General features: G+C 73.5%; 20 protein-coding genes. 8 read left to right on the top strand and 12 right to left on the bottom strand.

Going from position 1 to position 22,817, the window contains the following annotated elements:
- Positions 1–93: 93 nt before the first annotated feature.
- Together BLS70_RS14565 and BLS70_RS14560 are read left to right on the top strand one after the other, a co-directional pair.
- Positions 94–516: a hypothetical protein gene (locus BLS70_RS14565; RefSeq protein WP_091769866.1), complete on the top strand. Its 423-nt coding sequence runs from the start codon at positions 94–96 to the stop codon at positions 514–516.
- A gap of 133 nt (positions 517–649) precedes the next feature.
- The gene (locus tag BLS70_RS14560) at positions 650–2,128 is read left to right on the top strand and encodes a glutamine synthetase beta-grasp domain-containing protein (RefSeq protein ID WP_091769450.1); all 1,479 of its coding nucleotides are present in this window, start codon (positions 650–652) and stop codon (positions 2,126–2,128) included.
- Positions 2,129–2,138: 10 nt separating this feature from the next.
- Here the strand turns inward: BLS70_RS14560 and BLS70_RS14555 are convergent, their stop codons facing one another.
- The 5 genes from BLS70_RS14555 to BLS70_RS14535 form a co-directional block, all read right to left on the bottom strand.
- Positions 2,139–2,642, bottom strand: a complete 504-nt coding sequence (locus BLS70_RS14555; RefSeq protein ID WP_091769447.1) for a GNAT family N-acetyltransferase — start codon at positions 2,640–2,642, stop codon at positions 2,139–2,141.
- A 31-nt stretch (positions 2,643–2,673) separates the two neighbouring features.
- Positions 2,674–3,765: a YncE family protein gene (locus tag BLS70_RS14550; RefSeq protein WP_176946435.1), complete on the bottom strand. Its 1,092-nt coding sequence runs from the start codon at positions 3,763–3,765 to the stop codon at positions 2,674–2,676.
- 389 nt (positions 3,766–4,154) lie between these two features.
- Complete coding sequence (locus BLS70_RS14545; RefSeq protein WP_143030426.1) at positions 4,155–4,574, bottom strand: hypothetical protein; 420 nt, start codon at positions 4,572–4,574, stop codon at positions 4,155–4,157.
- Between the two features lie 26 nt (positions 4,575–4,600).
- Positions 4,601–6,433, bottom strand: coding sequence for an ABC transporter ATP-binding protein (locus BLS70_RS14540; RefSeq protein WP_091769438.1), 1,833 nt, complete (start codon positions 6,431–6,433; stop codon positions 4,601–4,603).
- Positions 6,430–8,184, bottom strand: coding sequence for an ABC transporter ATP-binding protein (locus BLS70_RS14535; protein WP_255362484.1), 1,755 nt, complete (start codon positions 8,182–8,184; stop codon positions 6,430–6,432). Before BLS70_RS14535 ends, BLS70_RS14540 begins: the two co-directional genes overlap by 4 nt.
- A gap of 139 nt (positions 8,185–8,323) precedes the next feature.
- On the opposite strand from BLS70_RS14535, the gene BLS70_RS14530 reads away from it, so the two are divergent.
- Complete coding sequence (locus BLS70_RS14530) at positions 8,324–8,935, top strand: TIGR03085 family metal-binding protein (protein ID WP_255362483.1); 612 nt, start codon at positions 8,324–8,326, stop codon at positions 8,933–8,935.
- Positions 8,936–8,999: 64 nt separating this feature from the next.
- Positions 9,000–11,348, top strand: coding sequence for an alpha/beta hydrolase-fold protein (locus BLS70_RS14525; protein ID WP_091769432.1), 2,349 nt, complete (start codon positions 9,000–9,002; stop codon positions 11,346–11,348).
- A 19-nt stretch (positions 11,349–11,367) separates the two neighbouring features.
- Here the strand turns inward: BLS70_RS14525 and BLS70_RS14520 are convergent, their stop codons facing one another.
- From BLS70_RS14520 to priA, 6 genes are all read right to left on the bottom strand, one after another.
- Positions 11,368–12,963 carry a DUF3604 domain-containing protein gene (locus tag BLS70_RS14520; protein WP_143030425.1) on the bottom strand — a complete coding sequence of 532 codons (1,596 nt, stop codon included), beginning with the start codon at positions 12,961–12,963 and terminating at the stop codon, positions 11,368–11,370.
- Positions 12,964–13,115: 152 nt separating this feature from the next.
- On the bottom strand, positions 13,116–15,725 hold the full coding sequence (locus BLS70_RS14510) for a polynucleotide kinase-phosphatase (protein WP_091769424.1): 2,610 nt from the start codon (positions 15,723–15,725) through the stop codon (positions 13,116–13,118).
- Entirely contained in the window at positions 15,722–17,161 is a 1,440-nt protein-coding gene (locus BLS70_RS14505) for a 3' terminal RNA ribose 2'-O-methyltransferase Hen1 (RefSeq protein WP_091769422.1), read from the bottom strand. The genes BLS70_RS14510 and BLS70_RS14505 overlap by 4 nt, the downstream gene beginning before the upstream one ends.
- A 142-nt stretch (positions 17,162–17,303) precedes the next feature.
- Entirely contained in the window at positions 17,304–18,074 is a 771-nt protein-coding gene (gene hisF, locus BLS70_RS14500) for an imidazole glycerol phosphate synthase subunit HisF (RefSeq protein ID WP_091769419.1), read from the bottom strand.
- Entirely contained in the window at positions 18,071–18,463 is a 393-nt protein-coding gene (locus BLS70_RS14495; RefSeq protein ID WP_091769416.1) for a RidA family protein, read from the bottom strand. Before BLS70_RS14495 ends, hisF begins: the two co-directional genes overlap by 4 nt.
- Positions 18,460–19,191, bottom strand: coding sequence for a bifunctional 1-(5-phosphoribosyl)-5-((5-phosphoribosylamino)methylideneamino)imidazole-4-carboxamide isomerase/phosphoribosylanthranilate isomerase PriA (priA, locus tag BLS70_RS14490; RefSeq protein ID WP_091769413.1), 732 nt, complete (start codon positions 19,189–19,191; stop codon positions 18,460–18,462). The genes BLS70_RS14495 and priA overlap by 4 nt, the downstream gene beginning before the upstream one ends.
- Positions 19,192–19,242: 51 nt before the next feature.
- Between priA and BLS70_RS14485 the strand changes: the two genes are divergently transcribed.
- Genes BLS70_RS14485 through BLS70_RS14475 form a run of 3 tightly spaced genes read left to right on the top strand, consistent with a single transcriptional unit; the run spans position 19,243 to position 21,368 of the window.
- Positions 19,243–19,842, top strand: a complete 600-nt coding sequence (locus BLS70_RS14485) for a nitroreductase family protein (RefSeq protein ID WP_091769410.1) — start codon at positions 19,243–19,245, stop codon at positions 19,840–19,842.
- Complete coding sequence (locus tag BLS70_RS14480) at positions 19,839–20,627, top strand: N-formylglutamate amidohydrolase (protein ID WP_176946433.1); 789 nt, start codon at positions 19,839–19,841, stop codon at positions 20,625–20,627. Before BLS70_RS14485 ends, BLS70_RS14480 begins: the two co-directional genes overlap by 4 nt.
- Before the next feature lie 36 nt (positions 20,628–20,663).
- Complete coding sequence (locus BLS70_RS14475; RefSeq protein WP_218122436.1) at positions 20,664–21,368, top strand: class I SAM-dependent methyltransferase; 705 nt, start codon at positions 20,664–20,666, stop codon at positions 21,366–21,368.
- Here the strand turns inward: BLS70_RS14475 and hisH are convergent, their stop codons facing one another.
- Positions 21,369–22,007, bottom strand: a complete 639-nt coding sequence (gene hisH / locus BLS70_RS14470; RefSeq protein WP_218122435.1) for an imidazole glycerol phosphate synthase subunit HisH — start codon at positions 22,005–22,007, stop codon at positions 21,369–21,371.
- Positions 22,008–22,301: 294 nt separating this feature from the next.
- Between hisH and BLS70_RS14465 the strand changes: the two genes are divergently transcribed.
- Positions 22,302–22,817: DUF222 domain-containing protein (locus BLS70_RS14465; protein WP_143030424.1), on the top strand; the 516-nt coding region annotated here is incomplete at its 3' end.

Here is a 22,817-nt window from a genome sequence, read left to right as displayed (position 1 = left end):
CCCGTGCCGCCGGACCGCGCCCGACCCACCCAGCAGGGTGCCGCCGGGCTGGATGCTTGACGTCAAGGCAGCTTGACGAGGAACGTGGGCTCCATGGTCAGTCCCGACGAACTGGACACCCAGGTCACGCTGCGGACGGCAGTGGCGCGCTATGAGCAGTTGCGCGCCCTCGACTCCCTGGCCGAGGCCCCACTGGAGGTTGACGAAGCCTTGGCCGCTCCCAGCGGGGCCCTGAGCCAGGGGCAGGCATTGGAGCTGCTGGCTCTCAGCGAAGTCATCTTCCGCAAGGCCGCCTACGGTCGCCAGCTCACCGTGCGCGCCGCACGTCGGGCAGGGGCGTCCTGGTCTGCCATCGGACAGGCCTTGGGCACGACCAAGCAGGCTGCGTGGGAGGCGCACACCCGCTGGATCGACGACCAGTCCGAACAGCACGAGGACACCGGTCACGCGGGCCTGAGCGAACTCGAGGTGGCCCGCGCCCGGCGGTTCGCCGGGCGGCCGGAGGACCGCAGCTGAGCGGCGTGCTCCGCCTGGACCACCCTGGGCGTCAGCGCGTCCCGGCCCCTGGCCTGCGGCGGCCGGCTCTTCCGTAGCCATCGCCCCACGCCGTCGGCGGAACCTGGTCTGCCCGGCACTCGTGGAACCGGGTATGCCCATCGACACGTTCGAGCCCCACCCGATCGTCCGGACGCTCGGGAAGTCGGCGGCCGACTTCACCGCGGGCGACCTCGTGCGTGCGGCGGAGCAGCTGGAGCTGCGGCAGGTGAACCTGCGCTACGTCGGCGGCGACGGGCGGTTGAAGACCCTGGCCTTTCCCATCAACTCGCGCGACCACCTCACCGAGGTGCTGACCCGGGGCGAGCGGGTGGACGGGTCCAGCGTCTTCGCGGGCACCGACGCGAACGCCAGCGACGTGTACGTGGTCCCGCGCCACCGCACCGCCTTCGTCAACCCGTTCGGCGAGCGGCCATCCCTCGACGTCCTCTGCTCGTTCTACGACGAGGACGGCGCGCCGCTCCCCTACGCCCGTGAGCAGGTCGTCCGCAGGGCCGCCGAGGCGCTGCAGGCGGGAACGGGCATGACGCTGGAGGCCTTCGGCGAGCTCGAGTACTACCTCGTCGACACGCCGGACCCCATCTACCCCGTCGAGGAGGAGCGCGGCTACCAGGAGTCCGGCCCCTTCTCGAAGGGCGAGCGGATCCGCGAGCAGGTGCTGGGCCACCTCACCGCCATGGGCGTGCCGCTGAAGTACGCCCACGGCGAGGTCGGCAACATCCTCGAGGACGAACGGCAGCTGGTGCAGCACGAGATCGAGCTCCAGCCGGTGCCCGTGGAGCGGGCGGCGGACAACCTCGTCCTGGCGAAGTGGGTGGTGCGCGAGGTGGCCGCCGCGCACGGCCTGGAAGCCACGTTCGCGCCCTCGGTGAGCAGCGAGGGCGCCGGCAACGGCCTGCACGTCCACAGCCGGCTGGTCCGCAACGGCGCGAGCACCATGGTGGAGAAGGACGGGATCAACGACACCGGGCGCCGGCTGGTCGCCGGCTACCTGTCGGCGGCACGCGCGCTGACCGCGTTCGGCAACACGGTGCCGACGTCCTACCTGCGGTTCACCGACGGCGACGAGTCACCCGAGGGCATCTGCTGGGGCGAGAAGGACCGCACCGGGCTGGTCCGCGTGCCGCTGGCGTGGGGCGGGGACGTGCTGCCCGGCATGGTCGCGCACGCCAACCCCGGGAGCACCGAGCCCGTCCCCGAGCCGGCCACGCACCCGCAGACCGTCGAGCTCCGGCTCGGCGACGGCTCGGCCGACGTCCACCTGCTCCTGGCCGGCATGGCCGTGGCCGCGAAGCGCGGGCTCACCGACGACGGGAGCCTCGAGCTGGCCGAGCGGCTCAGCGCCGCCGACCACGACGACTTCGAGCAGCTGCCGACGTCGTGCGGGGAGTCCGCCGACGCCCTGGAGGCCGAGCGGGCGCTGTTCGAGGCCGACGGCGTGTTCCCCACCGAACTGGTCGACGTCGTGATCGCGGGTCTGCGGGACGCCGACGACGCCACGCCGGTCGGTGACCTCGCCGCCGACGACGACGCCCGCGAGGAGCTGGTCCGCCGCTACTGGCACGTCGGGTGAGGCCGACCGGCTAGGCAGGAGCCAGCACGAGGCGGCGCAGCTCGTGCAGACCGGCCGGGCGCGCCAGGTAGCGCTCGTGCCGGAAGCCGAGCCGTCGCATGACCGCGAGCGACGCCGCGTTCGTCACGAGGGCGAAGGCCACGACCTCGCCCAGGCCGATGACGTCCCGGGCGTGCTCCAGAGCGCCCGCCGACCCCTCGGTCGCATATCCGACCCCCCAGCACTCCGGGAGCACGGCATAGCCCAGCTCGACCTCCGTCCGCCCGTCGATCTCGCAGTGCGCCAGCTTCACCGTGCCGACAGGGCCATGGTCGTCGTACAACAGCCATCGGCCGAAGCCCCACCTGCGCCAGTGCGACTCCGCCTCGACCAGGGCCTGCTGCACCTGGGCGCGATCACGCACACCACCCAGGGTCCGGCCGACCCGCTCGTCGGCCCAGAGCCGTTCGAACAGCGGCACGTCGTCCACCGTGACCGGCCGCGCCCGCAGCCGAGCAGTGGTGAACGTCGACACGAGCCGGACCGTACGGGCCTCGACCCGGCGGTCAACCGGCGACGGAGGTGTCGATCAGTCGCACCGTGCCGTCATCGAAGTTCGTGACGAGCGCCTGCCGTCCATCGGGCAGCAGAGCCACGCTCGTCGGGCTGACACCGGTGGGAATCCGGGCGGTCACCGTCCCGGTGGCGGCATCCACGACGGACACCGTTCCGTCCTCCACGTTCGCGGTGTAGAAATGCCGGCCGTCAGGGGCATAGGTGACGTCCTGCGGCCCGGCTCCCACCCCCGGCACGGTGCGGACCACCTGGTTGGTCGCCGTATCGATGACCGACACGTCGTCGCTGATGTAGTTGACGACCGCGACGCGGGAGCCGTCGGGTGACAGGGCGACGCTGTGCGGACCCTGGCCCACCCGGATCGTGGACCGCACCGAGTTGCTGCGGAGGTCGATGACGGTCACCACGTCGGAGAAGTGATTGGTGACGTAGCCGACCAAGCCGTCCCGGGACATCGTGATCCAGTGCGGGCTGGGCGCGGTCGTGATGCGGGTGACCAGTTGGCCGGTGGCGGTGTCGAGCACGTCGAGGTGGTCCTCGTCGTAGAAGGGCAGGTACAGGAGACCCCCGTCGACCGTCGTCGACGCGGCGTAGGGCCCCTTTCCGGCCGGCACGGCCCAGAGCACGCTGTCGGTCCGCGTGTCGAGGGCCACGACGTGGTTCTCCGTGAAGGTGGTGCCGTAACCGGTGCTCCCGCTCGTGTAGACCGAGACGTAGACCCGCGATCCGTCGGGCGCGAGCGTCACCATCTGCGGCTGCCCCTGCGGGACCGGGATGGTGGTCGTGGGCTTGCCCGCAGCCGTGTCGAACCGGATGACGGCGCGGGCGACGGGGTCGGCGATGTAGGCGTACCTGCCGTCGGGGGCGATGACGACGTGGTGCGGCGCCTGCCCGACGGCCACCGCCGTGCCGGCTGTGGGCTGAGGTCCGCTCGCCGCGGGCGTCGGCGTGCCCGTCTCCGTCGTGCCACCGTGCTCGTGCGTCTCCTTCCGCCGGTCACCCGCGGCGCCGGCGGGGGACCCGCTGCCGCTGTCGGCGTCGGAGCCCGTGTCCTCGGCGGAGGTCGCGTCCGGGGAGGTCACGTCCGCCGCATCCCGCGACACCATCGCGAAGGCCGCCGAAGCGACGAGCACGGCGAGTAGGAGGACGGGGAGCAGGAACCGACGGCGACTCCTGGTCCGCCGGTGCTTGCCATGTGGGGTCGCGTGGCTGTGATCCATGGACTATCTCCCCCGAACGCTCGCGGGATGAGTTGGTCACGTGCACGACACCGGTGCGCAGGGGCAGTGATGTGGGCCGCCTCGGCGAGTCCGATGACCCGGGGTGGTGAGGCCCGGTCGCACTCGTCCCCCACCACGGCCCGTCGTCCCCGAGCCGATGCCCTGCATCTGCGTCATCCACGCATTGCCCGGCCGTGTCTTCCAGAACTGCCTGCTACCGGGGCCCGGCCGGCGCGGTGGAGGTCGAGGCGCTAGCTCGGAGTTCGCCGGGCCGCGACCCACTGGCGCACGGTCGGGAGCGAGGCCAGCAGCGCGGCGGCCGCTGGGAACAAGCCGACGGAGAGACCGAAACCCAGCGCGCCGTCGGCCCAGCCCCCGAAGAGGGTGCCGCCGATGACGAGCAGCCCCAGCACCGCGCCCGCCACGGTCACCACCTGCCACGAACGGCCGCGCACGAGCAGCGCCGCTCCGATCAGCAGGCCGAGCGAGAGGGCCAGCGGCACGAGCAGCAGCATCCACTCCAGCCCGGACAGGTTGCCGCCGGAGAAGCCGAGGGCGACCAGGACGAAGAAGCCCGGCGCGAACGCGCTGAGCACAGCCAGCGATGCGGCGGCGATCGCGGCCACGGGCGGCACCCAGGTCGTGGCGCGGTCCGGGGCAGGGAGGGGCACGTGGCGCAGCCTAGGGGCGGCCGGGCTCAGGCGACGGGTTCCGGCTCGCCGGCCGAGGACCGGCGCCACGACCGGTGCAGGCGGGCGTAGGTGCCCTCGACGCCCACCAGCTCGGCGTGGGTGCCGCGCTGGACGACGTGCCCGGCGTCGACCACGAGGATCTCGTCGGCCCGCTCCGCGGTGGACAGGCGGTGTGCGATGGTCAGCGTCGTCCGCCCGGCGGTGAGGGTGTCCAGCGCCCGGGTCAGCCGCTGCTCGGTGGCCGGGTCGACCGCGCTGGTCGCCTCGTCGAGCACCAGCAGGTCGGGGTCGGCCACGTAGGCGCGGGCGACGGCGACCAGCTGCCGCTCCCCCGCCGACAGCGACTCACCGCGTTGCCCGACCTGGCTGGCGACGCCTTGGGGCAGGCCCGCGACCCAGTCGGAGAGCCCGAGGTCGTCGAAGGCCTTGGCGACGTCGGCGTCGCTGATCCCGGGCCGGCCGTAGCGCACGTTGTCCGCGACCGTGGCGTCGAAGAGGAAGCCGTCCTGGGGCACCATCACGACCCGCGCGCGCAGCGACCCGAAGGCGACGCCGGACAGCGGCACCCAGCCGGAGTCGTCCGACCCCAGCAGCACCCGTCCCTCGACCGGGTCCATGAGGCGGGTGACCAGCTTGGCGAAGGTGGTCTTGCCGGAGCCGGTCTCACCGACGATCGCCACCCGGCGGCGGGGCTCGATGACGAGGTCTACGTCCTCGAGAGCGGCCCGCGCGCCCGGCGCGTACCGGAAGGTGACCTGGTCGAAGCGGACGCCCAGCACGCCGTCGGGCAGGTGCAGGGTGCTCTCCGGCGCGGCCGTTGCCGGGTCCCGCACGTCGGGCTCGGTGTCGAGGATGTCCAGGACCCGCCTGAACCCGGCCAGCGCGTTCTGCGCCTCGTTGATCACCTCGCTGGCCGTCTGGACCGGCGCGACGAAGAGGGTGACCAGGAAGAGGAAGGCCACCAGCGTTCCCGCCGAGATGTCACCGGCCAGACCCAGGTAGACGCCGGCGACGACCAGCGCGGCATTGGCGAGCGCGGCGGCGAACTCACCGCTGACGAACACCCCCACGGCCACCCGCTGCGCGTCGACAGCTGCCCGGTAGTGCCGGTCGATCGCCGCGTCGATGCGCTCAGCGGTGCGCTCCCGCACGCCGTAGGCGCGCACGGTCGACGCGCCCACCACGGACTCGGAGACGGCGGCCAGCAGGTCGCCGATCCGCTCGCGGACCACGCCGTAGACCACGGCCAGCTTGGCGGCGAACCAGCGGACCGCGATCCCCAGCGGCACGAAGCAGACCAGGACGACCAGCGTCAGCTGCCACGAGTAGACGAACATCACCACCGTGGCCACGAGGAGCTGGCCGAAGCTGATCAGGCCGAGCACGCCGCCCCACTGCATGAACTGCGACAGCTGGTCGACGTCGCTCGTCACCCGCGACACGAGCGCGCCGCGCTTGTCGCCCTGCTGGTGCACCGCGGACAGGTCGTGCACGTGGCGGAAGGCCCGCACACGCAGGCCGGCCAGCGCGGTCTCGGTGGTGCGGAACAGCCGCAGGTTCATCCGGTAGACCGCCACGGCGGTCAGCACGACGATCACGGCGCAACCGAGCACGACCCAGGTGACGAAGTCCAGGTCCGGCCCACCCTCCGCGCCGATCCCGCGGTCGAGGACCTGCTGGACGGCGATGGGGACGACGACCCGCCCGGCGGTGGCCAGCACGGCGAGCAGGACGGTCAGCGGGAGCCCGCGCCGGAACTCGGGCATCATCCGCAGGCCCCGGCGCAGCGTCCGGATGCCTCCCTCGTGCCGGTCCTCGTCGGGCAGGGTCACGGTCATGCCGGCACCCCGTCGGCCTGGGAGTAGGCGCGCACCAGGTCGGCGTAGCCCGGCACCTCGCCGAGCAGGTACCCGTGGCTGCCGCGCGCGACCGCACGGCCGTGCTCGAACCAGACGACCTCGTCGGCGAGCGCGATGGTCGCCTGGCGGTAGGCGACGACCACCACGGTCGCCGGGGCGTCGCTGGCCCGCAGCGCGTCGAGGATGCGGGCCTCGACGGCGGGGTCGACCGCGCTGGTGGCGTCGTCGAGCACGAGCAGCCGCGGCCGGCGGACGATGGCCCGGGCCAGAGCCAGGCGCTGCCGCTGACCGCCCGACAGGGAGGCGCCTCGCTCGCCGACGTGGGTGTCGAGGCCGTCGGGCAGGGCGGTCACGAAGTCGTCGGCGGCTGCCACCCGCAGCGCCGCCCAGACGTCCTCGTCGGTGTACGGGCCACCGAGGGTGACGTTGCCGCGCACCGTGTCGTCGAAGAGGAACGCCTGCTGGGCGACGAAGGCGGCGTGGTCGCTGACCTGCCCCTCCCGCAGGCGGCGGATGTCCAACCCGTCCAGCAGGACCGTCCCGTCGACGGGGTCGACGAGCCGGACCAGCAGCCCGGCGAGGGTGGACTTGCCCGAGCCCGTGGGCCCGACCACCGCGACGGTCCCGCCCGCGGGGACGTCGAAGGTGACGTCGCGGACGGCCGGGCGCTCGACGCCGGCGAAGGTGTAGCCGATCCCCTGCAGTCCCAGTGCCGCACCGCCGGCCGTCGTGGCGACGTCCTCCGGCCCGTACGGAGTCTCGCCGGTCGCCTCGAGGACCGGAGTGATCCGGTCGTAGCCGGCCAGCGCGCGCGGCAGCTCGGCCAGCACCCACCCGATCGCCCGGATGGGCAGGGCCAGGAGCGTGAACAGGTAGGCGATGGACACCAGCTCGCCCACGTCGATCGCGCCGTCGGCGACCCGGTGCGCACCGACCAGCAGGACCGCCAGCGTGCCGAGGTTGGGCAGCGACTCGATCAGCGGGTCGAACAGTCCACGGACCCGGCCGACGGCGACGAGCCCGTCCCGCAGCTCACCGGCGCGAGCGTCGAACCGCTCGGTCTCGGACTCCTCGCGGCCCAGGGTCTTGACGACGAGTGCGGCGTCGAAGCTCTCGTGGGCGATCTCGCTGACCTCGGCGCGCAGCTGCTGGGCCCGCTGCTGGCGCGGGCTCATCACCTGCGAGTAGAGCGCGTTGATCACGAACACCAGGGGGAAGACGACGAGGCCGATCAGGGCCAGCAGCGGATCGGTCACGACCATCGCCCCGCCGGTGATCAGGATGATGACGACCGCGCCCAGCCCGAAGGCCAGCGGCGCGACGAAGAACCAGGCCGCCTCGACGTCGGAGTTGGCGTTGGAGAGCAGCTGACCTGTGGGGTGCTGCTGGTGCCAGGACAGGGGGAGCCGCAGGTACTGCCCGGTCACCTCGCGGCGCATCTGCGCCTGCAGGCGGTACTGCATGATCCCCGACAGCAGGCGGCGCCCGATGATGCCGACGATCCGGAGCAGGGCCACCGCGAGGATCGCGACCACGGCGAGAGCCAGTGCGGAGGTCGAGGCGCTGCCTTCGTCGAAGGAGGGCAGGACGACGCGGTCGGTGATCTCGCCGATCACATAGGCGCTGGCCACCGTCATGACCGCGAACAGGGCGCTGCCCGTCAACGCTGCGGCGAAGATCCTGGGCTGCAGCGCGATGGCTCGTCCGACGTGCCGGATCCCTCGCCGCACGACGGCATCTCGACGGCGGCGCGGCACAGGTCTCCTCGGGGTCGTTCAGTTCCGGCTCTGCGATGTTACGTGGATCTCACCGGGCAACCGAACGGTATTCGGATTATTCCGTGCGTCCGGGATGGGTAGCGTCGGGCCGGTGACCTCTCCCGCCGCCGGCTCGCTCGCCGTCCACGAACGCCGCGCGCTGGCCGACCTGCTCGCCGAGCTGGGGCCGGACGCCCCCACCTGCTGCGAGGGGTGGACCACCGCACACCTGGCCGCGCACCTCGTCGTCCGCGACCGGCGGCCCGACGCCATGCCGGGCTACGCGCTGGAGATGGTCCCGAGGCTGGCGCGCCTGGGCGGCTGGGCGCACCGCGTCGAGGACGCCGCCCGCACCCGCCGCTCGTACGCCGACCTCGTCGAGCAGGTCCGGTCCGGCGCACCGCGGTGGTCGCCGCTGGCGTGGCCCGGGCTCGAGCAGCTCAACGTGCCCGAGTTCGCCATCCACCACGAGGACGTGCGCCGCGCGCAGCCGGGGTGGGCGCCGCGGGAGCTGCCTGCCACCGTGCAGGACCGGCTGTGGGTGCCGGCCACGCTGTACGCCCGGCGGGGTGCCGGACGGCGCGGCGTGGTGCTGCGCCGCTCGGACCGGCCCGGCGTCGAGGCCCGCATCGGGGCGGGCGCCCGCACGGTCGAGGGCGAGCCGCTGGAGCTGCTGCTGTGGGCCGCAGGCCGCCGCGACGTCGCCCGGGTCTCGGTCGGCTGAACCGGACGGGGAACGGCGTGAGGGCGGATCGTCACCAGGCGCGTCGTGGGTCGTTGCAGGCTGCATGAGCAGAGCGCCCCTGGCCCTCACCGCCACCGTCCTCCTCTCCCTGGCCGCGACGGCGGCCGGTGACGGGGTCGCCGTCGCCACCGACGGCGACCCGGCACGGCAGGCCGCAGCACGCGCGGCGGCGACCCTGCCCGCCGTCCCCAGCGGTGCGCGCCCGGGCCCGGACGTCCTGTACGCGGCTGCCCCGGCGGCGCCGCAGCTGGAGAACCGCGATCGGCGGTTCCGCGCGCAGCCGCTGCTGGTGAGCGGTCAGGAGGCCTACGTCCGGGGCGAGTACCTCTACCAGGACCACCTCTTCGACGACTACGGCTCCGACACCGACGGGCAGGGCGGCTCCTCGCTGTCCGAGCGGGCCGGGGACATCACCTATCCCACCGACGCGGCGCGGTACGGCGGCAACGCGGCCGACCTCCTGGAGTTCCGGATCGTGCCGGAGCGCGACCGGGTGTCCTACCGGTTCACGCTGAACACCCTGCTGCAGGAGGACTCGACGATCCTCACCGTCGCCTTCGACACCGACCGGAACGCCGGGACCGGCACGGCGACCCTCCCCCGCGACCCCGGCGCCCGCTTCCCCGGCACCGACGAGGTGCTGACGGTCTGGGGCACCGGCGCCGAGCACGCGTCGTTCGCGCCCGGCGGCGAGGTGCGGAGGACCACGAACGTCGACGTCCGCACCGACCTGGAGGCCAACCAGCTCACCGTCACCGTCCCGCGCGGCGTCAGCAACCCGACCCGGACCTGGCGCGCCACTCTGGCCACCGGCCTGTTCGACCGGGCGACGGGCGGCTGGCTGCGCCCGCAGGCGGTGGCCGACGCCGACACACCGGGCGGCGCCGGTCCGGTCGACCTCGCGCCCAACGGGATCCTCAACCTCGGGTTCCGGCTCGACGAGCCGGTCACCGGGGCCAACACCCCGCCGGACACGGCCCAGGCCCCGGTGCTCACCCGTGACGAGCCGACCCGGTACGCCCGGGACATCGACTTCGCGGCGCTCGCCGCCCGGCGCGACCGCACGACCGTGCCGACGACCGGCACGACGATCCGGATCTTCCCGAGCCGGCTGCAGCTGGGCGAGGGGCGCGACTTGGACGGCGGCTTCCCGCAGTACCGCGGACAGCTGCAGCCCTACAGCCTCTACGTGCCGTCGGGCTACCGGCCCGGAAAGCGGGCCGGCTTCACCCTCGCCCTGCACTCGCTCGGCCAGCAGCACTGGCAGTACAACGGGTCGGCCGGCATCCAGCAGATCGGCGAGGCCCGCGGGAACGTCGTCGCCACCTCGCTGTCCCGCGGACCGGACGGCTGGTACCAGCACGAGGCCGAGTACGACGTCTTCGAGATGTGGAACGACGTCGCGCGGCACTTCTCGCTCGATCCGGACCGGACGGCGATCAGCGGCTACTCCATGGGCGGGTACGCCACCTACCGGCTCGGCACGCTCTACCCCGACCTCTTCGGGCGCGCCTTCTCCACCGTCGGCCCGCCCGGGGACGGCATCTGGGTCCCGCCGGCCCCGCCGACCGGGGGCATCGAGACGCTGTCCAACCTGTGGCTGGAGAACGCCCGCAACCTGCCCTACCTGAACGTGGCGGCCGGCCTGGACGAACTCGTGCCGATCGTCGGCCCGCGGGCGCAGAACCTCGGCGCCCCGGAGGTCGGGATCCGCGGCTTCGAGCAGCTGGGCTACCGCTACCGCTTCGCCGTGGTCCCGGCGGCCGAGCACTTCACCCTCGCGCTGCGGAGCTACGACGTGCCGATGGCGACGCAGTTCCTCGGTGAGTCACGGGTGGACCGGAACCCGCACCACGTCTCGTTCGGCTACGTGCCGGCCGCCGACGACGCCGCGCTGGGACTGGTGCACGACCACGCCTACTGGGTGTCCGGCGTCCGGCCCGCCTCCCTCGCGGCCGGCGCCGGCTCCGGTGGCACGGCGCCGGCCAAGGCGCTGGTCGACGCCTTCAGCCACGGCTTCGGGCGCGGGGACGCGCCGAGTGCTCCCGGCGTCGGCGGCGGGGTCGTCGGGGGCGTGCTGCCCTACACCGAGGTGAACCGCTCGTGGGGTCCCGAGCCGCGCATGCCGGTGGCCAACCGGCTGGACCTGAGGCTGACCAACGTCGGGAGCGCATCGATCGACCTCGCGCGTGCCCGGCTCGCCCCGGAGCGGCAGTTGACCATCGCCACGAGCGCGGACCGGGACGGCACCGTGCGGCTGGCCGGGCACTTCCCCGGCGGTACCCGGGTGCTGCGCGACGGCCGCCCGGTGACCGTCACCGTGGACCGCGCCGGGCTCGTGCTCCCGGTCGCGGCCGGCGAGCACATCTACACCGTGCAGCGGGGCCGCTGACCGGAGGCACGGTCGGACGTCAGTGCCCGTGCCGCAGGATCCGGCCGACGTCGGGGCGGCCCTGCCCAGGCCGCTGCCGCGGGACCTCGTGCCGCACCGGCCGCCTGCCCTCCTCGAAGTAGAAGGGGCTGGCGTAGGCCAGGGCCAGGTTGTTGCACGGGTGCCCGTCCGGCCCCGGGGACGCGTTGGGGCGGGCCGGGTCCGCGATGCGCAGCACGGCCCACCGCGCGGTCGCGCGGTCGATCGGCACCCGGAAGCGGATCGGTCGCCGCTCGCGGGGCGAGGGCGTCCGGACCGACTCGACGTGGACGACGGTCGGCACCTCCTCACCGGACGTCAGCACCTGGATCTCGACTGGGTCGCCGGCGTGCTCGGGACCGCGGTCGAGGTCCACCTCGAAGGTCACCGTCCGCGACCGGTCGGGGACGGGGCGGCCCATGGGCGTGCCCTGCGCCGTCGCGTCCAGGCGCAGGCCGCGCACGTTGGTCGCGTAGAAGTCGCGCGCGGTCAGCGCGGCGCGCACGGAACGGCGGGTGAGGTCGGCGACGTAGAGCCCGGCGCGACCCTTGCCGTCGGGCTCCCCCCAGTCCGTGCCGTGCTCGTCGGTCACCCCCAGGAGGCCCACCCGCCAGCCGGCGTCGAGGCAGGCGACCAGCGGGGACGGGAACCCGGCGGCGAAGCCCTCGAACAGGTAGTCGTCCCGCCGGTTCATGATCTCCATGGAGACGATGCGCTCCCGGAGGCGCGGGTCGAACGCGAACGCGTCGAACACCCCGGGCTCGCGGTTGGGGTGGTTGAAGCCGGCGATCCCGTCCGCGCCGCCTCCCAGCAACGCGTTCGGCGAGCGGACGAGCCACTCGTAGAACAACGCCATCCCCGCCGGTTCCGAGCGGCGGATCAGGTCCAGGATCCGCTCCCCCGCGACCCCGAGAGGCGCCAGCGAGCCCGCGATCTGCGCCTCGGTCAGGCCCAGCTGCAGCAGGCTGGAGAGGCTGAACCCCGCGGTGCTGAGCGGGTCGGTCCAGTCCTGGCTGAACCACACGTTCATGTGCCCCAGCAGCGGGCTGGACCACTCGAACCCGCGCAGGGCGGTGAAGCGTCCGGGCCGGTCGGCGCCGTCCGCGTAGCGCCGGGTGTCCTCCCACGCCTTCTGGCTCATGCCGGCCAGCGAGCGGCACGCGTCCTCGCTCCCCGGCTCCGGCTCCGGGAAGGCGGCGCAGGCGTCCACCGGCCCCAGCGGGCGGGAGATCGTCGTGTGATCGGTGAGGGCCGCGACGTCCAGTCCGGCGTCCCGCATGGAGGCGTGGGCCAGAGCGGGGTCGCCCGCACCGTCGGACTGCAGGCTGTGGTTGTGCAGGTCGGCGTGGACCAGGCGGGTGCGCCGGCCCAGCCGGGACTCGCGGCTGGTCGACGGCGCGCCCGGGCGTCCGGGCGGACCCAGAGGTCCGGCCAGCGCGCCCGTCGGCCGGAAGAGCATGGCCGCCGCCGCACCGGCCGCACCGGCGCCCAGCATGCCCCGCCGACTCAGTCCGTGTTCACGGGCATCCTGGCGGTGGTCCCCGCCCCCGCGCTCGTGGTCGTGGCCGTGGTCGTGGTCCCGCAGCTCGTCGCTCATGCCTGCTCCCCCGTGGTCGTCGCAACCACGCTGCCGGGCAATGGTGACGAGGGGCCGACGTGCATGCCAACACCTGGCCACGAGCTGTCGAGGCGGGGGTGAGCCGGCCCCGACGCTCCGCGGGCGCCACGACCGACGCCCGGCCGCGCGGGTCAGAGACGAGGGTCGACGGGCTCCGACTCCAGCGCCAGCACTGCGAAGACGCACTCGTGGACCCGCCACAGCGGCTCACCACGCGCGACCCGCTCCAGCGCCTCCACCCCGAGCGCGTACTCGCGCAACGCGAGCCCGCGCTTGCGCCCGAGGTTGCGGTCACGGAGCCGGTCGAGGTTCTCGGGGCGCGTGTAGTCGGGGCCGTAGATGATCCGCAGGTACTCCCGACCGCGGACCTTGAGGCCAGGCTGTACGACTCCCTTCACCCCTCGGGTCAGGTTCGCCGCGGGCTTCACGACCATCCCCTCGCCTCCGAGCGCGGTCAGCTCGGTCCACCAGTCCGTCGCAACCGACTCGCTGGCGGGATCGGCGAGATCCACGTAGCGATGGGCTGTACCGCGCACGAGGCCGGGTGCGGCGACCGCCAGCCGATCGGCCACCTCGAGGTGCCAGGCGTGCTCCCGATCGGCGAAGGTCGTCCCTTCCGCGGCCAGCGCCTGGAACGGTGCCACGGAGATACCGTCGAGCCCGTCCGTCGGCCAGCAGTAGCGACGGTAGGCGGCAGTGAAGGCGCCGGCGTCCGTGGACCGCTGCCGCTGCCGGTCCAGGAGTTCACCGACGTCCAGCCCCCGAGCCGCGGCCTGCTCCAGCTGCCTGACCGCCGCGGGAACAGCCGCTCGGGCTGCCGCTCCCACTGCGGCGTACTGCGCACGGATGAGCTCGCCGGCCTTGGCCGACCAGGGCAGCACCTCGGTGTCCAGCAGCACCCAGTCGCTGGCGAGCTCGTCGAAGAGGCCGGCTGCTTCCACCGCCCCGGCGAGGCGGGTCAGGAGGGCGGCGGTCAGGTCCCCGCCGAAGAAGGAACGGCCGGTGCGTGTGTACACGGCCCCACGGCGCTCGACAGGTCGGTCGGCGCTGCCGTTCAGGTCGTCCCGGCGCACCAACGCGAGCCCGCGCGAGCCCATGTGCTTCTCCTCGCACACGACCAGGGCCACCCCTGCCTCGCGGTAGTAGGCGAATGCCTCTGCGGGGTGTTCCAAGAGGCCGGGCTGCCGGGAGGTCGCTACCGGACTCATGGTCGGGGGCAGGTGCAGCAGCTGCTCGGGAGCGAGCGCGAACCTGCTCATCACCTCGATCGCGGCCGCCGCGTTCTCCGCTCGCACCGTCACCCGCCCGGCCAGCCGCGTCTCGACGACCCTCTTGCCGAGGACGTCGTCGATGTCGAGCACGTCCGGCTCGCGTTCCCCCGGCGGCAGGGCACCGTCGACCAGGAAGGGTCGCGCGGGTTCGTAGTACGTGCGGGCCGCGTCGACCGCCACGAGCTGGCGCTCCGGGTAGCGGAGCGCGGTGAGCCTGCCGCCGAAGACGCAGCCGGTGTCCAGGCACATCGTGTTGTTGACCCACTCCGGCTCGGGCACCGGGGTGTGGCCGTAGAGCACCATCGCGCGGCCCCGGTAGTCCGAGGCCCAGGGATAGCGCACCGGCAGCCCGAACTCGTCCGTCTCGCCCGTGGTGTCCCCGTAGAGCGCGAACGAGCGCACCCGGCCGCTGGAGCGGCCCTGCAGCTTCTCCGGCAGCCCCGCGTGGGCCACGACGAGCGCTCCGCCGTCGAGCACGTAATGGCTGACCAGTCCGTAGCAGAACTCCTCGACGGCCTGCCGGAAGTCCTCGGGCTCGTGCGCGAGCTGATCGAGCGTCTCCTGCAGGCCGTGACTGAGCTGGACGTTGCGGCCTCGCAGCGCCCTGACGAGCTTGTTCTCGTGGTTGCCGGGGACGCAGAGCGCATCCCCGGCGGCGACCATGCCCATGACCAGCCGCAGGACGCCGGGCGAGTCCGGACCGCGGTCGACGAGGTCGCCCACGAACACGGCCCGGCGCCCCTCGGGGTGGGCCGCGCCGGTGGGACGGCCGCGGTCGTCGTGCGTGAGCACGTAGCCGAGACGCACGAGCAGCTCCTCCAGCTCGGCACGGCATCCGTGGACGTCCCCGATGACGTCGAAGGGGCCGGTGTCCTCCCGCCGGTCGTTGTACTGCTTCTCGTAGGTGAGCGCGGCGGTGTCGACGTCCTCCGGTGACCGGAGCAGCAGCACCTTGCGGAAACCTTCGCGCCCCAGACCGCGCAGCCCGCGGCGGAGTTCCGACCGCTGACGGCGGACCACGCCGGCGGGCAGGTCCCGATCGCTGCGGGCGGCGTTGCGCTCCAGGCAGACCTCCTCCGGCATATCGAGGACGATGGCGACGGGCAGCACGTCGTGCTCGCGGGCGAGCGCCACCAAGGAGGCGCGGTCCTCCCGCCGGACATTGGTCGCGTCCACGACCGTCAACCGCCCGGCACGCAGCCGGGTCGCTGCGGCGTAATGGAGGACGTCGAAGGCGTCCGGTGTCGAGGCCTGGTCGTTCTCGTCGTCGGCGACGAGGCCGCGGAAGAAGTCGCTGGAGAGCACCTGCGTCGGGAGGAAGTGGCGACGGGCGAACGTGGACTTCCCCGAGCCCGAGGCGCCGATGAGCACGACGAGCGCGAGCTCCGGGATCGCCAGGCCGCGGCGCGGCCGATCGGCGTGGTCGTCGCTGTGATCGTCGTCGGTGCGTCGGACGTCGTCGTCGCTCATGCCGCCACCTCGCTCACGCTTCCGACACGGCGCGTGAACACGGCCATCTGCGTGGGGGGACCGAACTCCGGATCATCCGTGCCGATCCCGTCGATCCGGACGACGTACCCGTGTCGGCCCGCGACACCGGTCGCCCACTGGGCGAACTCGGACCTTGTCCACTCGAAGCGGTGGTCCCGGTGCCGCAGGCCGCCGGGCAGGAGTGCCGGGTAGCGCACGTTGTGCTCCACGTTCGGCGTCGTGACGATGACGGTGCCGGGAGCGGCGTCGGCGAAGACCGTGCGCTCGAGGGCAGGCAACCGATCGGGGTCGAGGTGCTCGACCACCTCCATGAGGACCGCCGCGTCGTAGCCGCGCAGCCGTCCGTCGGCGCACGTGAGCGATCCCTGCAGGAGGGACAGGCGGGCGCGCTGGCGCTCGGGCATCCGGTCCAGGTGCAGCCGACGGGCGGCGACCTCCAGCGCCCGGGCGCTCACGTCGACGCCGACGATCTCGATGAGCGCGCTCTCCTCGAGGAGGGTCTGCACCAGGGCGCCGTTCCCGCAGCCCAGGTCCAGCACCCGCGTGGCTCCGGACGCGCGCAGCTCTGCGACGACCGCGCCATGGCGCTGCACGACCAACGGCACCGGTGGCTGCTCCCGCTCGTCGGCGCCGCCCGTCGGCGCCACGGCGTCGTCCAGGGTGTCCGGGTCCAGGTCGTCCACTTCGGCCAGGCGGGCCATCGCCTGCCGGGCGAAGGAGACCCGGTGCGCCAGGTACCGGCGGGTGATCATGTCGCGGTCAGGATGCGTGCCCAGCCAGCCCTCCCCTGCGCGCAACAGCTTGTCGATCTCGTCGCTGCTGACCCAGTAGTGCTTGGCGTCGTCGAGCACAGGGAGCCCGACGTAGAGATGATTGATGGCATCGGCCAGGCGCTGCGTCCCGGTGAGCCGGAGCTCGATGTAGCGGGAGTCGCCCCACTCGGGAAATGTCTCGTCGAGGGGCACCGGACGGGCCTCGACCGTCCACCCCAACGGGGCGAAGAACCGCTCGGCCATGCCGGCGCCGCCGCGGCAGGACAGGGCGGGCAGACGGATCTCGAGCGGCAGCGCCACCCCCACGAGATCGGGCCGTTCCTTGCTGGTCCCGCGCCGGGCGCTGGCGAAGACCTTGCCGAGCGCGACCGCGAGCAGGCTGGACGCGGCGTAGGGACGGTCGTTGACGTGCTGGCCGAGGCTGAACCCGTCCGCCGACGTACCCCGCGCGCCGCGGACGAGGGCGATCGGGTCGACCTCGAGCAGCAGCGCGACCGTGCACCGCTCGTCGCTCGCCTCTGGGTAGAACACGTGCACCCGGCCTGAGGAGACGTCGACCGCCTGAGGTCGATCGGGGTTTTTGTGCAGGAGGAAGCCGAGGTCGGTGGCGGGCCGATGGGTGGTCGACAGGGTCAGGAGCACGGCTCAGTGTCCGGATCCGGCGGCACGACGTCCAGCGGGTTCACCGGCGCGCCGCCTGCTCCCGCACGAGCCTGATCCGCTGCAGGTGCACGGTGGGCTCCAGTGCTCGGGGCGCCCACCCCTCTCCCCGGCCGACCGACCCCTAGCGGACCGGGATGCCGGCGCGGTCCAGCTCGGCCTTGACGTCGCCGACCCGCAGCTTGCCGAAGTGGAAGACGCTGGCGGCGAGGACGGCGTCGGCGCCGGCCTCCACCGCGGGCGGGAAGTCCTCGACGCGGCCCGCTCCCCCGCTGGCGATCACCGGGACGGTCACCTCGCGACGCACGGCGCGGATGAGCTCGGTGTCGAACCCCGCCTGGGTGCCGTCGGCGTCCATGGAGTTGAGCAGCACCTCCCCAACGCCCAGCGCGGCCGCCTGGACGACCCACTCGACGGCGTCCCGGCCGGTGCCACGGCGTCCGCCGTGCGTGGTGATCTCGAAGCCCGAGTCGGTGACCGCGCCGTCGCGGACCCGCCGGGCGTCGACGGAGAGCACCAGCACCTGGCTGCCGAAGCGGTGGGCGATCTCTGCGATGAGCTCGGGCCGCGCCACCGCCGCCGTGTTCACGCCGACCTTGTCCGCGCCGGCACGCAGCAGCTTGTCGACGTCCTCGACCGCGCGCACACCGCCGCCGACGGTGAGCGGGATGAAGACGCTCTCCGCGGTCCGGCGCACGACGTCGTAGGTGGTCTCGCGGTTACCGGAGCTGGCGCTGATGTCGAGGAAGGTCAGCTCGTCGGCACCCTCGGCGTCGTAGACCCGGGCCATCTCCACGGGGTCACCGGCGTCGCGCAGGTCGACGAAGTTGACGCCCTTGACCACCCGGCCCTGGTCGACGTCCAGGCACGGGATGACGCGCACGGAGAGGCTCATGCCGGCACCCCCCGGACCGCGTCGGCCTCGATCTCCACCAGCATCGCCGGGTCGATGAGCGCGGCCACCTGCACCATCGTCGTCGCCGGCCGGATGTCGCCGAACACCTCGCCGTGGGCCCGGCCGACCTCCTCCCAGCGGGAGATGTCGGTGACGAACATGCGGGTGCGGACGACGTCGTTCAGGGTGAACCCCGCCCGTTCCAGGGACTGCTCGATGGTCGCGAGGCACTGGCGGGTCTGCGCGGCGGCGTCCCCGGGGTGCACGACCGCGCCGTCGACGACGGCCGTCGTGCCGCTGACCCATGCGGCCTCACCGCGGACGACGACCCGGCTGTAACCGACGACCGCCTCCCAGGGCGCCCCCGACCCGATCCGGATGACGCTCATCCGAGCTCCTCCGTGATCCGCAGCGCCTCCGGCAGCGTGAAGGCGCCCGCGTACAGGGCCTTGCCGACGATGGCGCCCTCGACACCGACCGTGCTGAGGCCGGCGAGCGCGCGGATGTCGTCCAGCGAGCTCACGCCGCCGGAGGCGACGACCGGCCGCGGCGTCGCGGCGCACACCTCGCGCAGCAGCTCCAGGTTCGGACCCTTGAGCGTGCCGTCCTTGGTGATGTCGGTGACGACGTAGCGGGCGCACCCCTCGGCGTCCAGGCGGGCGAGCGTCTCGTAGAGCTCGCCGCCCTCCTGCGTCCAGCCGCGGGCGGCCAGGCGCGTGCCCCGCACGTCGAGGCCGACGGCGATCCGGTCGCCGTGCTCGGCGATGGCGCGGGCGCACCACTCGGGGGACTCCAGCGCGGCGGTGCCGAGGTTGACCCTCCGGCACCCGGTGGCCAGCGCGGCGGCCAGCGACTCGTCGTCCCGGATGCCGCCGGAGAGCTCGACGTCGACGTCCAGCTCGCCCACGACGCGGGCGAGCAGCTCGCGGTTGGAGCCGCGGCCGAAGGCGGCGTCGAGATCGACGAGGTGCACCCACTCGGCGCCGTCCCGCTGCCACTGGAGGGCGGCCTCGAGGGGGTCGCCGTAGGAGGTCTCGCTGCCGGCCTCCCCCTGCACGAGGCGGACGGCCTGTCCGTCGGCGACGTCGACGGCGGGGAGGAGCTGCAGCTTCGGCACGGCGCCCAGCCTAGGAGCGGCGGCGTCGCAGCACTGCGGCAGGCTGTCCGCGTGGAGTTCGCAGAGGTGGTCCGCCGCCGTCGCATGGTGCGCGACTACGACCCCGATCGGCCGGTGCCCGCCGACGTGCGGGAGCGACTGCTGGCGCACGCCATCCGGGCGCCGTCGGCCGGCTTCAGCCAGGGCTGGGCCTTCCTGGTGCTGGAGACCGCCGAGGAGCGCGATCGCTTCTGGTCGGCCACCACGGACGCGGGCGCCCCCGACGGCTGGCTCACGCGGATGCGCCGGGCTCCCCTGCTGGTCGTGCCGTTCTCGAACAAGCAGGCCTATCTGGACCGCTACGCCGAGCCGGACAAGGGCTGGGCCGACCGGGACGAGTCGCGGTGGCCGGTGCCGTACTGGGACGTCGACGCCGGGATGGCGTCGCTCCTGATGCTCCTGACCGCCGTCGACGAGGGTCTCGGTGCCTGCTTCTTCGGGGTCCCCGGGGACAAGGTGGCAGCGCTCCGGGCATCGTTCGGCGTGCCCGGGGAGTACCGCCCGGTCGGCTGCCTGTCGATCGGCTACCCCGGGGACGGCGACCGCCGCTCCCCCTCGTTGCGCCGTGGCCGGCGCGGCGTCGACGAGGTCGTGCACCGCGGGCGCTGGTGACCGCCCTCTCCGACGTCCCAGCCGTCGCGACGTCCCACCTGGACGCGGCTGCCGCGGTCGTCCTGTCGGTGCCGCACGGTGGCACCCGGCTGCCCGGGTCCTGCGCCGAGGGGTTGCGCGTCCCCGCGGCCGACCTCTGGTCCGACTGGCACAGCGCCGAGCTCTACGACCTGACCGGGGAGCTCGCCGTCCCCACGGTGATCGCCCGGCTGAGCCGCTTCGTCGCCGACCCGAACCGGGCGCCGGTCGAGCCCCTGCACGGCGACTTCTGGTCCACCGCCGTCCCTGCGCAGGACCCGGCCGGGGTGCCGCTCTACGACCGGGTCCTCACCGCCCGGGAACTGCAGGAGCGGCTCGAGCTGGCGCACGCTCCGTACCACCGGGCTCTGGACCGTGCCGTCGCCGCCGCGTTGCGCCGGCACCCGCGCGTGCTGCTGCTGGACCTGCACAGCTTCGGTGTCCCGCTGGGTGTCGACGTGGTTCTCGGTGACGGCCACGGGTCGACCGCCGGCGCCGCTGCGACCGACCGCGTGGAGCAGGCCCTGCTCCGCGAGGGGTTCACCGTCGCCCGCAACCTCCGCTTCACCGGGGGCCACATCGTCCGGCGCTGGGCCGGCGATGACCGCGTCGACGCCGTCCAGCTCGAGCTGGACCAACGCCGCTACCTGCGGAGCTCCGACGTCGAGGCCCACCGCCCACGGCCCCGGCGGGACCCCGCGGGATGGACCGCCACGCGGCTGGGGATCGCGGCGGCCGTCCGTTCCCTGGCCTCCGGCGAGCGCTGACCTCCTCCACCATCCCCGTCGGACTACGGTCGCCCGGTGGCTGACGAGCTGTGGCGCCCGTACGACCGCATGGCCGACGAGTTCCTCGCCCACGCGGAGGACGGCGCCTACAACGCCCACTACGACCGGCCGGCGGTGCTCGAGCTGCTCGGCGACGTCGCCGGTCTCCGGGTGCTCGACGCCGGGTGCGGCCCCGGGCTCTACGCGGAGGAGCTGCTGGCCCGGGGCGCCGAGGTGGTCGGGTTCGACGCGAGCACCGCGATGGTCGACCTCGCGCGGGCCCGGGTCGGGGACCGCGCCGAGATCCGCGTCGCCCGGCTGGACGCGCCGCTCCCCTATCCGGAGGACTCCGTCGACGTCGTGCTGTGCGCCCTCGCCATCCACTACGTCGCGGACCGGCACGCCACCTTCGCCGAGTTCCACCGCGTGGTGCGGCCGGGCGGCGCGGCCGTGGTCTCCACGCAGCACCCGACGACGGACTGGGTCCGCAAGGGCGGCTCCTACTTCGACCGCGCGCTGGAGACCGATACCTGGGCGCTGCCAACTGGTCGGCACGAGGTGCGCTACTGGCGCGAACCGCTGTCGGACCTGTGCGCGGCGGCCACCGACTCGGGCTTCGTGATCCAGCGCCTCGTCGAGCCCCGGGCGCCCGAGATCATGCGCGACCGCTGGCCGGAGGAGTACGACAAGCTCGCGCAGCGCCCCGGGTTCCTGGCGCTCCGGCTGCTCTCCCGGCCCTGATCAGTCGAGCGTGTTGAGCCAGTTCGTGAGCAGCTGGGCGCCGGCGTCACCGCTCTTCTCGGGGTGGAACTGCGTCGCCGACAGCGCCGTGTTCTCGACCCCGGCGACGAACCGGTCGCCGTGCTCGGCCCAGGTCACCTTCGGCTTCGGCAGCGGCGAGGGCCCGCCGCCCTGCCCGAGCACGAAGTCGCGCACGCCGTAGGAGTGCACGAAGTAGAAGCGCTCGTTCTCGATGCCGTCGAACAGCACGCTGCCTGGGGCGACGTCGACCTGGTTCCAGCCCATGTGCGGCAGGACGGGGGCCTGCAACTGCTCCACGACGCCCGGCCACTCGCCGCAGCCCTCTGCGTCGTGGCCGTGCTCGACGCCGCGGTCGAAGAGGATCTGCATGCCGACGCAGATGCCGAGCACCGGCCGGCCGCCGGCGAGGCGGCGGCCGATGATCCGGGGGCCGTCGACGGCCTTGAGGCCCTCCATGCACGCGGCGAAGGCGCCGACCCCGGGGACGACGAGACCGTCGGCGTCCAGGGCGGTCTGCGCGTCGGAGGTCACCGTGACGTCGGCGCCCACCCGTGCCAGCGCGCGCTCTGCCGAGCGCAGATTGCCCGACCCGTAGTCGAGGACCGCCACCTTCTTCACGCCTGCCACGCTACCGACCAGCGCAGCGACCTCTTCCGTCATTCCCGCGACGTGAGCTGGGCGGCGCCACCCCGCGCCGCCTCGTCACCCCTACCCGCTCGCCGGTCAGGCGTTGCTCGCGCTCCTGAGGTACTGCAGGACCCGAGGAGCATGAGCAGCACCGCACAAGCGCCGCGCACACCCTCGAACGGCGCGTCGGGACACCGGTCAACACCGTTGTGCGAACTGTGGACGGTCTTCTGACCTGCAGGTTCTTGCTGCGACCGACCCACGGAACCGGTAGACTTCGAACACGTGATCGAACCGCTGGGAGGTGTCGTGGACGAGCTGACCGAGGCTCTGGACGCGCTCGCCGGTGAGCGGATCGAGGGGTTGTTCGGTCCGGCGCTGCTGGAACGGCTCGGGCCGTTGCTGACGGCGGCGAACCGGCTGGCGGCCGAGGTCGCGCGCACGGTGCGGCAGTGCGAGCTGGCCGGGGCGGCGGACCACGACGGCAAGGCGTCGATGTCGGCGTGGCTGCGCGGGCACCACCGGCTGTCCCCGGGCGAGGCGAGCAGGTTGGTGCGCAACGGCCGTGCCCTGGAGCAGCTGCCGTCGCTGGCCGCGGCGGCTGCTGCCGGTGCGGTGACCGCGGAGGCGGTGTCGACGATCGCGCCGGTCGCCTCGGCCGAGAACCTGGCCTCAGCGGAGGCGCAGGACGTGGACGTCGCCGCCATCGACGCGGCGCTGGCCCGGGTCGCCGCGACCCGTCCGCACACCGAGCTGCGGCAGGTCGTCGGGCACTACCTCGCCCGCCTCGATCCTGACGGC

Source organism: Blastococcus aurantiacus, assembly GCF_900102425.1.
GTDB classification, from domain to species: domain Bacteria; phylum Actinomycetota; class Actinomycetes; order Mycobacteriales; family Geodermatophilaceae; genus Blastococcus; species Blastococcus aurantiacus.
Note: the sequence above shows the minus strand (reverse complement) of the source record. Positions and strands in the feature narration are given on the sequence as shown.

Bases quoted from the DNA above. Each gene is read 5' to 3' on its own strand.
- BLS70_RS14565 (WP_091769866.1), top strand. From the start codon at position 94: ATGGTCAGTCCCGACGAACTGGACACCCAGGTCACGCTGCGGACGGCA.
- BLS70_RS14560 (WP_091769450.1), top strand. From the start codon at position 650: ATGCCCATCGACACGTTCGAGCCCCACCCGATCGTCCGGACGCTCGGG.
- BLS70_RS14540 (WP_091769438.1), bottom strand. From the start codon at position 6,433: ATGACCGTGACCCTGCCCGACGAGGACCGGCACGAGGGAGGCATCCGG.
- BLS70_RS14525 (WP_091769432.1), top strand. From the start codon at position 9,000: ATGAGCAGAGCGCCCCTGGCCCTCACCGCCACCGTCCTCCTCTCCCTG.
- BLS70_RS14520 (WP_143030425.1), bottom strand. From the start codon at position 12,963: ATGAGCGACGAGCTGCGGGACCACGACCACGGCCACGACCACGAGCGC.
- BLS70_RS14510 (WP_091769424.1), bottom strand. From the start codon at position 15,725: ATGAGCGACGACGACGTCCGACGCACCGACGACGATCACAGCGACGAC.
- hisF (WP_091769419.1), bottom strand. From the start codon at position 18,074: ATGAGCCTCTCCGTGCGCGTCATCCCGTGCCTGGACGTCGACCAGGGC.
- BLS70_RS14495 (WP_091769416.1), bottom strand. From the start codon at position 18,463: ATGAGCGTCATCCGGATCGGGTCGGGGGCGCCCTGGGAGGCGGTCGTC.